Origin of the sequence: Sporosarcina sp. ANT_H38 (assembly GCF_008369195.1) — a bacterium.
Lineage (GTDB): Bacteria > Bacillota > Bacilli > Bacillales_A > Planococcaceae > Sporosarcina.
Genome location: NZ_VOBC01000001.1, coordinates 751,920 through 763,483 on the forward strand (window position 1 = coordinate 751,920; position 11,564 = coordinate 763,483).

An 11,564-nucleotide genomic window follows, 5' to 3' on the forward strand; every position below is an offset into this window, starting at 1 on the left:
TGAATTCCGTATGTTAACTCAGCGTAGATGCCATACAGGGAGCTTAGGGTGGGAGTCACCCCCAAAGCCGCCAAAGGGGTGTCTTCAATGGAATCATTCATTCAACCTATATTTTTTCGTGGAGGGTATAAAATGAAGATAGCAGTAGTAGGTGCGATGGAAGAAGAAGTAACACTGTTACGTGAAGAAATCGATTCAGGTCTTGCGACAACAATTGCAGGGTGTGAATTTATCGAAGGGAAAATCGGTGAGCATGATGTTGTGCTTGTGAAGAGTGGTATTGGTAAAGTAAACGCTGCGATCGCAACGACGCTATTGCTAAGCAATTTCAAACCGGATGTTGTTCTGAATACAGGTTCAGCAGGTGGATTCCATGCGTCACTTGAAGTTGGCACGGTCGTTATTTCCAATGAAGTGCGTCATCACGATGTCGATGTTACTGCATTTGGCTACGAGCATGGACAAGTTCCGGGACAACCTGCAGCGTATCGTGCAGATTTAGGACTAGTGGATGTAGCTCGTGCTGCTGTCGAAGAAATTGGAGCGCATGCACATGCTACAGGACTTATCGCTTCTGGTGACACGTTCATGAGCAATACTGAGCACGTTGCAAAAGTGAAAGAGACATTCCCTCTAATGATTGCTGCGGATATGGAGGCATCGGCTGTCGCACAGGTTTGCCATCAGTTTGGTACGCCGTTTGTCGTCATCCGTGCACTATCAGATATTGCAGGAAAAGAGTCATCAATCAGTTTCGATGAGTTCCTACCTGTCGCTGCGCGTCATTCCACAGATATTGTTTTAAAAGTCATCTCGAAACTTTAAGCATTTCGTGGTAAGATAGATGTATGAATAGATATTGTAGATATTCTTTTTTTAAGGAGGGATTTAACTATGTTATTTTTAATGGCAGGCGTGTTTATCGCATCAACAATCATTGCAGTCGTCATCTCCCGTGAGGTTAGCGCGGACTGAGCTGTAAAAGAAGAGGCGTTTCCTATGCTGGGATCACTCCCGCGTGGAAACGCCTTTTCTTTATTGGTTGGGAAATTATAAAATATCATACTGTAGAAACCTGTAAAAGAATTTATTTGACGTCTAGATTCTAGCGCCTAGGAGCTAGGGGCATAAGCCAACCCAGGTAGGATTGAACTGCAGCCCTCGTTTGCTGCCGCAGGATGCTGCGAACTTAGGTTGCCTTCCTTTTCCGTCTTATGCCTGTCGTTCCTATCCAAGGCGCTTGCGCTTTTCTTAGTTAATTTGAATCATTGTATTCATGTTTGAATAACTGATACAGTTTAACAATTGCTCGTTTTTCGATACGGGAGACGTAACTTCTGGAAATGTCGAGTTGTTCTGCGATTTCTTTTTGCGTCATTGGTAAATCATCAAGCAGACCGTATCGTCTTTGAATGATTTCAAGTTCCCGGGCATCAAGCTTTCCAAGATGTCTGTACAACCGTTCATTTCGTTCTTTTTGCTCGACTGCGTCGACTGGGGAATCATCATCAGTTTGAAGCAAATCTGCAATTTGCAGTGATTGGCCATCTTTATCCATACCGATTGGATCGAAGAGGGAAACATCCTTTTGTACTTTTTTCTGTGTTCGTAAATACATGAGTATTTCGTTTTCAATACAGCGGGCAGCGTACGTGGCCAGTTTCGTTTTGCGATCAGGAGTGAAACTGTTCACCGCTTTCATAAGTCCAATAGTTCCAATTGAGATATAATCATCAAGTAGTTCGTGTTTCGGGTGGAATTTTTTTACGATGTGGGCGACGAGCCGCATATTACGTTCGATCAATTCGTCTCGGGCATCTTCGTCACCTTCTGCAAGACGTTGCAGGCAAGCTGCTTCTTCCTCTTTCGATAAGGGACGCTGAAAAGCCTGCCCTCGAATATAGCCAATCACTGCAGGAATTTCGAGCCATAGCTGTACAATCGCCATGACAAACCCGCTCATCGGGCCACCTCCTGTGTCGTTGTATGACAGCATATGCGGTCGGGTCTTGCCGTATCACCGTTTTTTTAGTCGGACAGGCGATAAAGGATGTCCTATTTAGGCGGCGTTCCTCTGAAAACCAGTCTTCGGCATTTCATTACACTGCATGTAAGTTGCCTTGTTATGTTATAATTGTTATCAGATTAAGTACTATATCGGAGTGGATATCGTGTATAAGTATTTTTTACCAGATGAGTATGTTAAAAACATTTTGCATATTCAACCTCAATCCCTAAAAGAAAAGGGGATAAAAGGCATTATTACGGACCTGGACAATACGCTTGTCGCGTGGGACAGGCCGGATGCAACACCTGAAATCATCGAATGGATGCTTTCAATGCAAAATGCGGGCATACAGGTGACCATTGTTTCAAACAACAATGAAATGCGTGTTAAAGCCTTTTGCGATCCCCTTGGCATCCCATTCATAAATAATGCACGTAAGCCAATGCGGATGTCATTTCAAAAGGCCCTTACCTCTATGAACGTCAAAAAAGAGGAAGTAGTCGTCATCGGTGACCAGTTGCTGACCGATATACTGGGCGGTAACAGGAAAGGGCTACATACGATACTCGTTGTGCCAGTCGCGACGTCAGACGCCGCTATCACGAAGTTCAACAGGAAGATTGAAAGAAGAATCATGGCGGGATTGAAACGCCGTGGCTTAATCAAGTGGGAGGAATAAGCTTGGAAGAAATTAAATGTATCGGTTGTGGAATAACAATCCAGACTGAAGATCCAAAATTGGAAGGCTATACGCCGCCAGCTTCTTTGGAAAAAGAGGATGTTATCTGCAAGCGTTGTTTCCGATTGCGCAATTATAATGAATTACAACCGGTATCATTATCGGGCGATGATTTTCTTGCCATTTTAAATGGTATCGGACAAAAAGACGGATTGGTCGTTAAAATCGTTGATATCTTCGATTTTAATGGTAGCTGGATAAATGGTTTACACCGCTTTGTTGGTGCTAAAGATATTTTGCTAATCGGTAATAAGGCTGATATTTTACCAAAATCAATTAACCCAAATCGACTTATTAATTGGATGAAAACTGAAGCAGCTAAGCTAGGTTTAAAACCTGTCGATGTGTTGCTTGTTTCAGCCCATAAAGGCAAAGGGATGGAAGAAGCACTTACAGCGATTGATAAGTATCGTCGTGGCAAAGATGTATATGTTGTCGGATGTACGAACGTTGGAAAGTCTACGTTCATCAATCGCATCATTAAAGGGGCGACTGGTATCGGAGAAGTAATTACGACTTCTCATTTCCCAGGAACAACTTTAGATCTTGTTGAAATTCCATTTGAAGATGGCAAAGCAATTTACGATACTCCTGGTATTATTAATCACCACCAGATTGCACATCACTTGGATGCGAATGATCTAAAAGCAATTACGCCTAAAAAAGAATTAAAACCGAAAGTATTCCAGTTGAATGCTGAACAGACATTGTACATTGGTGGTCTTGCACGTTTTGACTTTATTGCTGGAGATCGTTCGTCGTTTACAATTCATGTTTCGAATGAATTATCGATTCACCGGACGAAGCTTTCCAATGCGGATAATTTGTATAAAGAGCATCTTGGTGGGATGTTATCACCGCCATCAGGTGAATCACTTGAGACGCTGCCGCCATTTGTCCGACATGAATTTTCGATTAAGAAAAAGAAAATGGATATTGTAATTTCAGGGCTTGGTTGGATCACGATTCAGCATCCTGATGTAGTAGTTGCTGTTCATGCGCCTCGTGGGGTAGATGTTGTCCTCAGACCTTCATTAATCTAGGGGAAGTTCAAAATTTCCGATAAAAAAACCTTTAGAGTCCTACAAGAAGCGGGTCATGCGGCCGGCGCCATACGATGTGGCGCTTTTAGGTCGCGATCATGTCAGCATGCTAGTACTCCTCGGCTCTTTTTATCCTACTTTTTGAATCCTTATCTAAGGAGGACTTGCTATGAAAAAATGGTATGCAGTTATCGGGGATCCTATCGCACAGTCGATGTCTCCAAACATGCACGAATTTTGGTTTAATGAAGAAAATATGGATGCAACCTATATCCCTATCCATGTAACAGCAGACCAGCTGCGGGAAGTGGTAGAGGGCTTAAAGAATTTGGGCTGTTCAGGCTGGAATGTAACTGTTCCTCATAAAAGTGCTATTATCCCGTTTCTTAATCAGTTGGATTCTTCTGCAAGACAAATGAACGCAGTGAATACTGTCCATGTACTTGAAGATGGTACGCTCGTCGGCTCTAATACTGACGGTAGGGGATTTGTCCGTTCATTGGAAGAAGCTACTGGTGAGCAGTGCAAGGATAAGAAAGTGCTCGTTATCGGAGCTGGTGGGGCTGCAAGGGGTATTGCTTTTGCACTTCAATCAGCAGGATACGGTCCTATCTTTTTCACGAATCGTACGCTTGAAAAAGCCGAACAATTAGCAACTGAACTTACCGAGTCGATGGTCCTATCTACAGCAGAGGCAGAATTAGCTCTATCGGAATTCGGTTTGATCGTTCAGACGACATCCGTTGGCATGAACTTTGCTCAAAATGGAATGCCTTTAAATCCGGAAAATGTCTCTGAAGGAACAGTTGTTGCTGATATTATCTACAACCCGCTTGAAACGGAGTTTCTTACAGAATCTCGCAAAAGAGGGGCTCACACACTGAATGGGGTCGGCATGTTTGTTCATCAAGGAGCGCTTGCGTTTGAGACATGGACAGAAGTTCGTCCCAAAACAGGATTTATGATTGAAAAAATAACTACAACTCTTGGAGGATAAATAACTATGTTAACTAATAAACAAAAAAGCTTTCTTCGCGGCGAATCGAATCGTCTACAACCACTTGTCCATATTGGTAAAAGCGGTTTGACAGAATCGGTCATCACGCAGATTGAAGAAGCGCTTGAAGCAAAAGAATTAATCAAAGTAACAATTCTACAAAACTGTGACCAAGACAAAAATGAAATTGCAGCGAAACTTGAAGAACAAGTAGGTATTGAAGTCGTTCAAGTTATTGGCAAGATCATTGTGTTATATAAAGAATCAGTTGAGAAAAAACGGATCGAACTTCCATAAGGAGGTAAGCATCATATGAAAAAGGTTGGCATTCTTGGCGGTACTTTCAATCCGCCTCATATCGGTCATTTGATTGTTGCAAATGAAGTGAAGCAATCTCTCTGCCTTGATGAAGTTAGGTTAATGCCCACGGCGGTTCCACCTCATAAAACTGCACCTGGAGATGCGACTGCTGAACAGAGATTGCAGATGGTAGAACTTGCGGTAAAGGATATTAATGGATTGATCGTATCCGCTTTTGAAGTGGAACGTGGCGGTGTTTCCTATACTTATGATACGATGAAGAAATTGGCAGAGAGTGAACCGGAGATAGAATTTTACTTTATCATCGGCGGTGATATGATTGATATGTTACCCGATTGGTATCGGATTGAAGAGCTCGTCACGCTTGTCAATTTTGTGGGTGTTGGACGTCCTGGAACTGTCGGAACAACGGATTTTCCAATTCTCATGGTTAACATCCCACAGATTGAGTTGTCTTCAACAGTGATTCGACAACGCTTTTCTGAGAATGGCACCGTCCAATTGCTTATCCCGCCTTTAGTGGAAGCTTTTATCCGCCAGGAGGGTTTGTATGGAAGTTGAACAGCTGAAAATTGAAATCGCTAAACGTATGCCGAAAGAGCGTTATGACCACGTTTTACGGGTAACGGAAACGGCAAAAAAATTAGCTACGATACATCAGCTTTCAGTGTTTAAAGCTGAGCAAGCGGCACTATTTCATGATATTGCAAAATTCATGGATAAGACTGAACTGCATCAAGTTCTAAGCATAGCAAACGAAGATTCACGACTCTATTCATTTCATCATGAGTTGTGGCATGCTCCAGTTGGCGCAATTATTGCGTGTGATGAATTTGGAATTAGTGACGCGGATATCCTGAATGCAATCCGTTATCATACAACCGGTCGGGCAAATATGTCTCAACTGGAAAAACTGATTTATATTTCAGATATGATTGAACCTGGACGCAGCTTTCCAGGGGTGGATGATTTAAGAGAAAAAGCTGCAGAAAACCTTAACACAGCAATGGAAGCTTGCATTTATCAGTCAGTGCAGTTTCTTATAACTAAAAGAGTACCGGTTTTTCCGGACTCGATAGACTGTTACAATCAGTTATTAAGAAGGGAACAGTGAAATTATGACTACTACATTACTAGAAACAGCTTATAAAGCGATTGACGAAAAAAAAGGCGAGGACATCGTAGTATTGAATATGGAAGGGGTATCGCTAATTGCGGACCAATTCATTATCTGTCACGCTAATTCTGGACGCCAAGTTCAAGCAATTGCCAAAGAAGTATCAGACAAAGCTTCAGAAGCTGGATTTAACACAAGAAGAATTGAAGGAATGGATATGGCAAGATGGGTACTCGTCGATCTTGGCGATGTTGTCGTTCATGTATTCCATAAAGACGAACGTGGCTACTACAACCTTGAAAAGCTGTGGGGAGACGCACCAATGTTGGACATGGCTGAAGAAAGATGAACCAAGCTTATTCCGAATTCGCTTCTGTCTACGATGAACTAATGACCGACATTCCCTATGACGCCTACATCGATATTATTGATGTAGCGGCAGGGGGAATTGACGGTAAACGTGTGCTAGATATCGGATGTGGAACGGGCATTTTATCCATGAAACTTGCTAAGCAAGGAGCACAAGTGACTGGAATCGATCTTTCTGCCGACATGTTAGTGGTGGCAGAAGAGCGTGCACAGTCGCTTTCTTTGCCTGTGCAATTTATCGAACAACCTATGCAACAGCTTGAAGGGTTTGCGGACTATGATGTTGCGGTAATTGCCATTGATTCGTTAAACTATTTACCGAATCGTGAAGATGTGCTGTCTACATTTCGTCAAATCCATTCGGCCCTTGCGGTTGGTGGAAAATTGATCTTTGATGTCCATTCAACTTTTAAAACGGATGTCATTTTCATGGAAGGTCCTTTTACGTTTGATAATGCTCGAATATCATACATATGGATAACGGAAGAAGGCGAAGAACTTCACTCCGTTTATTCTGAACTAGCCTTTTTCGTTAAGGTAGAAAGTGGTTTGTATAGGCGTTTTGATGAGGTTCATACGCAACGAACGTTTCCAGTAAGTGATTATGCAGATATGCTTATGGACACAGGTTTTTCAATTGAACGGATTTTTGCAGATTGGGAAGATGAGGCGCCACACGAAGAAAGTGAACGAATATTTTTCCAAGTACGAAAATAACCCTATAACTTCATTCATTGGGGATTTAATCACCAGCGAATGAAGTTAACCCTCCGGCGGATGCCGCATACTTTCATTACTTGATCTTAGTGTAAATACGCCAAGGGATATTTGATTTTATGTGGCCATTCATCTATAGTAGAGTGAACTCCATATGGATGCCGCCGAAGAAAGGGTGACTGTACTGTTTCCTTCGTTTGTATCCGGTAAATGGCGTAAGATTATCACCCCCATTGCAGCAATCGCTGTGTTATCCGCTTTTCTGTTCTTCCCCAAAGGACAGGCTGACAACAATGAGTTTGTCATGAGCGAACAAAACCCATTCCCTGAATTGATAGAAGAAAAAATAGAAGAAGAAGTTGTAAATAACACTCAAATTGCCCCAACTCCAATCGTTGTCGATGTGAAAGGGGCTGTTAGGCACCCCGGTGTCTATTCGATGCAAGATGGAGATCGCCTGATTGATGCTATCAATGCAGCAGGCGGCTATTTGCCAAACGCAGATTCCAGAATGCTGAACCATGCTATGAAACTGGCAGATGAATTTGTCGTTTATGTACCGGTCGAAGGGGAAGAACCTCTAGACATTTCCATCACCCCGATAAGTGGGACAAATGCGCCGCAAGATGACGGAAAAGTTAATATAAATACCGCTGATGAAAATGAGTTGATGACTATCCCCGGAGTAGGGCCGTCAAAAGCTGCAGCAATTGTCCAATACCGAACGGACCATGGTAATTTTAAATCACCAGAATCATTGATGGAAGTATCCGGAATTGGTCAGAAAACATTCGAAAAACTAGAATCTCAGATTACAGTGAATTGATGGATTTACATTTGATAATGACTGAAGTATTGTATATGGCATGTGAACTCAGCGTAGGCGCCTAACAGTGTCTAGTAACTGGAGACCGGGTTAGCGCCGAAACCATAAGACTGGCAAGCGAAGACAGCCTGGCTTTAGGCTGAGAGGCAACCCCTTAGTGTCAAAGCGGCATTCAGTGGAATCATTCACTCAACCGGTATAGTAGAAATATATACTACAAGAAATAACTATTGGAGGCATTCAAATGGAGAGAATAACGTGGGATCAGTTTTTCATGGCCCAGTGTCATCTATTAGCAGTACGAAGTACATGTACAAGGCTTTCTGTCGGTGCGTCAATTGTCAGGGATAACCGGATCATCGCAGGAGGCTATAACGGATCCATTTCAGGAGGGGATCATTGTATCGATCATGGTTGTTATGTCGTTGGAAATCACTGCGTAAGGACTATCCATGCGGAAATGAATGCATTGCTGCAATGTTCGAAGTATGGAATTCCTGTAGCCGGATCAACGTTATATGTCACGCACTTCCCATGTTTGCAGTGTTCTAAAGCAATTATTCAGGCAGGCATTAAGCAAGTCATTTACGCAACAGATTATAAAAATGATGATTATGCGCTAAAATTGTTTGCTCAATCAGGTGTTAGCGTTCAGCATACTCCGTTCGATGAAAAGAAAGCCGATTTTTCCAGTGAAAGTAAGTTGGATCTTTTTAATGAAATGCTTCTAAAAATGCAGGCACTTGGCGCTGGAAATGAAGAACTAGCCCCTTACAAACAAAGGGTGGATAGCTTATTCGAAAAATAATTTCTCGTATACGTTTCATGTATGTAGCAATCCCGGTCGCCGTATCAGCTTTTGCTGCATACGGTTCGGCTTATCTACTTCTCTGTAATTTGTTTCTTCTCCCTATCTTCTTGAACAGAAAAGAAGATATCCTCACACCTATCCTCGCGGTCACGGCCGCTATCTTTTCTTTTTTCTATATTTCAGCGACGATTCCCGTCCTTGTAGAAACCGGCGATGCTACACTTACTCTCACTTGGGTCGATAATGTGAAAATTGATGGCGCCAAGATGAAAGGTTTTGCAAAAACCTCTTCTGATGAAACAGTTTACGCCATCTATACAATCAGCAGTGAACAAGAAAAGGCACGCCTTCTTGAGATAAATATTCCTTCCGTGACATTTACGGTGTCTGGTGAATTTCGAGAACCCGATATTCCCTCACATGACTTTTCTTTTGACATGAAGAAATATATGAGAATGTATGGGGCGTCAGCAATATTTGAAGCAGATACGATTATTAAAACAGCTAACAAAACGGGAATTCGTACTCGGTTATCCGAGCAGAGACGGAAAGTGAAAAATCATATCGGAGCCACATTCCCTGAGACATTGATAGTGGAGGCAGAAGCTTTGCTGATCGGTGATCGAAGTAACATGGATGAAGAATTAGCTGCAAATTACCGCACACTGGGTATCACGCATCTCTTTGCGATTTCTGGATTGCATGTCGGACTGCTGACATTCATGTTACGGGAATTGCTACTAAGAGTAACTATAAGAAAAGAAACAACCGATACACTTCTTATGGCACTGCTGCCTCTGTATGCCGTTATAGCGGGAGGGGCGCCTTCAGTCTGGCGTGCGGTTACGGTGACTATACTTGTCCTTCTCGCGTCATCAGGAAGGCTAAGGGTGAGACTTGATGACGCGTTGGCGATAAGTGCGATTTGTTTTATTCTATATCAACCGTTTGTTCTATTTCAACCAGGTTTTCAGTTATCTTATTTGGCAGCTTGTTCGCTCATTTATTCCTCTGGTATTTTAGCCAAGGCAAAGACTGCTATTGGTGTATCATTTCTCGTAACATCTATTAGCCAACTTTCATTGTATCCAGTCTTGCTGTTCCATTTTCATGAACTGTCCATTTCATCATTTGTTGTTAATCTTGTTTATGTACCTCTCTATTCAATTATCATTTTGCCTGCAAATATTGTTTTGCTTTTTATGACTTCGGTGTTACCGAAGGTGGCTGGCCTCTTAATCATGGTATATGAGCCTTTCAGGGGAGTCGTAGGAGACGTGACAAGTTGGATTTCATCATTACCCTATCAACTATGGACGCCAGGGCAACCTGATGCGCTATGGGCTTTTATTGCAGTAGCAGGGGTCCTTCTGTTTTTTATCCGCTGTGAAGAAGGGGATAATGTTCTCAAGTCGTTGTCATTTGTAATCATGCCAGCGCTAATTATCCATATTATACCGTATATGGACAGCACGTTAAAAGTTACGTTTCTAGATGTCGGACAAGGGGACAGTATCGTCATTGAACTGCCTTATCGAAAAGCAGTTTATGTGATTGATACAGGTGGGCTAGTTACATTTGGGGAACCGACTTGGAAAACTCCAACAAAGCAGTTTGAAGTCGGCAGGAAAATCGTCGTTCCTTATTTGAAAGGCCGTGGTATCACCACAATTGACAAACTAATAATCTCTCACGCTGATGCAGATCATATGGAAGGAGCAGATGAGGTTTTAGAAGAGCTGGAAGTTGCAGAAATTCATATTTCACCAGGAAGTGAATTGGAAGTATCGATGAGAGAGATAATACGGATTGTAGAGGACAAACGCATACCGATTTTGTCGATGAAAGAAGGGATATCATGGATAGAAGGAAATTCGACATTTCATTATGTGGCTCCTAAAGAAGGGAGATATGACGGGAATGCAAGTTCACTTATCTTATTCATGACAACATCGGGGCCTTCGTTTTTATTTACAGGAGATTTGGAACAAGAGGGAGAAGCCCAATTTCTTCGCGACTATGGGCATTCTGATTTTGATCCTGTTATTTTGAAAGCAGGACACCATGGCAGCAGGACATCGAGTACTGAGCCGTTCGTCGTTGCGCTTCGTCCAAAGTTAACCATCTTTTCAGCGGGCAGGAACAGCAGATATGGACATCCTCATCCAGAGGTCGTTGAAACGTTTGAGAAAAAAGGGTTACCAACGATGTCTACGGCCGAATTTGGATCGATTACTGTAACTGTCAAAAAAGATATAGTTGAAATTTCAAGCATGAAAAAATGAAAAAACGGACACAACACCCTGGATAGGATGAGTTGTCCGTTTTTTGAAAACATATTAGCTAGCGACTACGTCGATTATTGTAGCAATAACAAAAATAGCTGAGAATGCTACGAAAGCGACTATAAAGCCGATTCCTGAATCGATTAAATCATTGCGTTTGGACTGTACATCGTGTTCAAACTCATTCATTGCTACACCTCCTGATTCCATTATAGTATAGATGATTCCATAGTAAAAATCCATAACAATCAATTTTTTTAACTTGTTCGGCTGTAACTGACACAATTTGTCCATACAGTCATTTTGCTATACTGTATAATTGGAATGTGTT

The 11,564-nt window shown here is 42.2% G+C and carries 14 protein-coding genes; 12 read left to right on the plus strand and 2 right to left on the minus strand.

From position 1 onward, the window contains the following. Positions 1-132: 132 nt before the first annotated feature. Positions 133-825 carry a 5'-methylthioadenosine/S-adenosylhomocysteine nucleosidase gene (gene mtnN / locus FQ087_RS03610; protein ID WP_149579179.1) on the plus strand — a complete coding sequence of 231 codons (693 nt, stop codon included), beginning with the start codon at positions 133-135 and terminating at the stop codon, positions 823-825. 430 nt (positions 826-1,255) lie between these two features. On the opposite strand, the gene sigK is transcribed toward mtnN, so the two are convergent. Beyond that, complete coding sequence (gene sigK / locus FQ087_RS03615) at positions 1,256-1,963, minus strand: RNA polymerase sporulation sigma factor SigK (RefSeq protein ID WP_149579180.1); 708 nt, start codon at positions 1,961-1,963, stop codon at positions 1,256-1,258. Between the two features lie 205 nt (positions 1,964-2,168). On the opposite strand from sigK, the gene FQ087_RS03620 reads away from it, so the two are divergent. From FQ087_RS03620 to FQ087_RS03670, 11 genes are all read left to right on the plus strand, one after another. After that, positions 2,169-2,687, plus strand: coding sequence for a YqeG family HAD IIIA-type phosphatase (locus FQ087_RS03620; RefSeq protein WP_149580733.1), 519 nt, complete (start codon positions 2,169-2,171; stop codon positions 2,685-2,687). A 2-nt stretch (positions 2,688-2,689) separates the two neighbouring features. Continuing rightward, positions 2,690-3,790, plus strand: a complete 1,101-nt coding sequence (gene yqeH, locus FQ087_RS03625) for a ribosome biogenesis GTPase YqeH (protein WP_149579181.1) — start codon at positions 2,690-2,692, stop codon at positions 3,788-3,790. Between the two features lie 169 nt (positions 3,791-3,959). Next, entirely contained in the window at positions 3,960-4,787 is an 828-nt protein-coding gene (aroE, locus tag FQ087_RS03630; RefSeq protein ID WP_149579182.1) for a shikimate dehydrogenase, read from the plus strand. Positions 4,788-4,793: 6 nt separating this feature from the next. After that, positions 4,794-5,084, plus strand: coding sequence for a ribosome assembly RNA-binding protein YhbY (gene yhbY, locus FQ087_RS03635; protein ID WP_067208293.1), 291 nt, complete (start codon positions 4,794-4,796; stop codon positions 5,082-5,084). Between the two features lie 15 nt (positions 5,085-5,099). Then, the gene (locus tag FQ087_RS03640; RefSeq protein ID WP_149579183.1) at positions 5,100-5,669 is read left to right on the plus strand and encodes a nicotinate-nucleotide adenylyltransferase; all 570 of its coding nucleotides are present in this window, start codon (positions 5,100-5,102) and stop codon (positions 5,667-5,669) included. Next, positions 5,659-6,222 carry a bis(5'-nucleosyl)-tetraphosphatase (symmetrical) YqeK gene (gene yqeK, locus FQ087_RS03645; RefSeq protein ID WP_149579184.1) on the plus strand — a complete coding sequence of 188 codons (564 nt, stop codon included), beginning with the start codon at positions 5,659-5,661 and terminating at the stop codon, positions 6,220-6,222. Before FQ087_RS03640 ends, yqeK begins: the two co-directional genes overlap by 11 nt. 4 nt (positions 6,223-6,226) lie before the next feature. Then, the gene (rsfS, locus tag FQ087_RS03650; protein WP_149579185.1) at positions 6,227-6,574 is read left to right on the plus strand and encodes a ribosome silencing factor; all 348 of its coding nucleotides are present in this window, start codon (positions 6,227-6,229) and stop codon (positions 6,572-6,574) included. Beyond that, on the plus strand, positions 6,571-7,311 hold the full coding sequence (locus FQ087_RS03655) for a class I SAM-dependent methyltransferase (RefSeq protein ID WP_149579186.1): 741 nt from the start codon (positions 6,571-6,573) through the stop codon (positions 7,309-7,311). Before rsfS ends, FQ087_RS03655 begins: the two co-directional genes overlap by 4 nt. Before the next feature lie 154 nt (positions 7,312-7,465). Beyond that, entirely contained in the window at positions 7,466-8,137 is a 672-nt protein-coding gene (locus FQ087_RS03660; protein ID WP_255452130.1) for a helix-hairpin-helix domain-containing protein, read from the plus strand. 244 nt (positions 8,138-8,381) lie between these two features. Beyond that, entirely contained in the window at positions 8,382-8,945 is a 564-nt protein-coding gene (locus tag FQ087_RS03665; protein ID WP_149579187.1) for a ComE operon protein 2, read from the plus strand. Positions 8,946-8,962: 17 nt separating this feature from the next. Then, positions 8,963-11,233: a DNA internalization-related competence protein ComEC/Rec2 gene (locus FQ087_RS03670; RefSeq protein ID WP_149579188.1), complete on the plus strand. Its 2,271-nt coding sequence runs from the start codon at positions 8,963-8,965 to the stop codon at positions 11,231-11,233. Between the two features lie 54 nt (positions 11,234-11,287). Here FQ087_RS03670 and FQ087_RS03675 read toward each other — a convergent pair whose 3' ends face one another. After that, positions 11,288-11,422 (minus strand): YqzM family protein, encoded by a 135-nt coding sequence (locus FQ087_RS03675; RefSeq protein WP_149579189.1) that lies wholly within the window; start codon positions 11,420-11,422, stop codon positions 11,288-11,290. Positions 11,423-11,564 lie beyond the last annotated feature (142 nt).

Excerpts from the sequence above, each read along its gene's own strand:
- mtnN (WP_149579179.1), top strand. The coding sequence starts at position 133 with ATGAAGATAGCAGTAGTAGGTGCGATGGAAGAAGAAGTAACACTGTTA.
- sigK (WP_149579180.1), bottom strand. The coding sequence starts at position 1,963 with ATGAGCGGGTTTGTCATGGCGATTGTACAGCTATGGCTCGAAATTCCT.
- aroE (WP_149579182.1), top strand. The coding sequence starts at position 3,960 with ATGAAAAAATGGTATGCAGTTATCGGGGATCCTATCGCACAGTCGATG.
- yhbY (WP_067208293.1), top strand. The coding sequence starts at position 4,794 with ATGTTAACTAATAAACAAAAAAGCTTTCTTCGCGGCGAATCGAATCGT.
- FQ087_RS03640 (WP_149579183.1), top strand. The coding sequence starts at position 5,100 with ATGAAAAAGGTTGGCATTCTTGGCGGTACTTTCAATCCGCCTCATATC.
- yqeK (WP_149579184.1), top strand. The coding sequence starts at position 5,659 with ATGGAAGTTGAACAGCTGAAAATTGAAATCGCTAAACGTATGCCGAAA.
- rsfS (WP_149579185.1), top strand. The coding sequence starts at position 6,227 with ATGACTACTACATTACTAGAAACAGCTTATAAAGCGATTGACGAAAAA.
- FQ087_RS03655 (WP_149579186.1), top strand. The coding sequence starts at position 6,571 with ATGAACCAAGCTTATTCCGAATTCGCTTCTGTCTACGATGAACTAATG.
- FQ087_RS03660 (WP_255452130.1), top strand. The coding sequence starts at position 7,466 with ATGGATGCCGCCGAAGAAAGGGTGACTGTACTGTTTCCTTCGTTTGTA.
- FQ087_RS03665 (WP_149579187.1), top strand. The coding sequence starts at position 8,382 with ATGGAGAGAATAACGTGGGATCAGTTTTTCATGGCCCAGTGTCATCTA.
- FQ087_RS03670 (WP_149579188.1), top strand. The coding sequence starts at position 8,963 with ATGTATGTAGCAATCCCGGTCGCCGTATCAGCTTTTGCTGCATACGGT.
- FQ087_RS03675 (WP_149579189.1), bottom strand. The coding sequence starts at position 11,422 with ATGAATGAGTTTGAACACGATGTACAGTCCAAACGCAATGATTTAATC.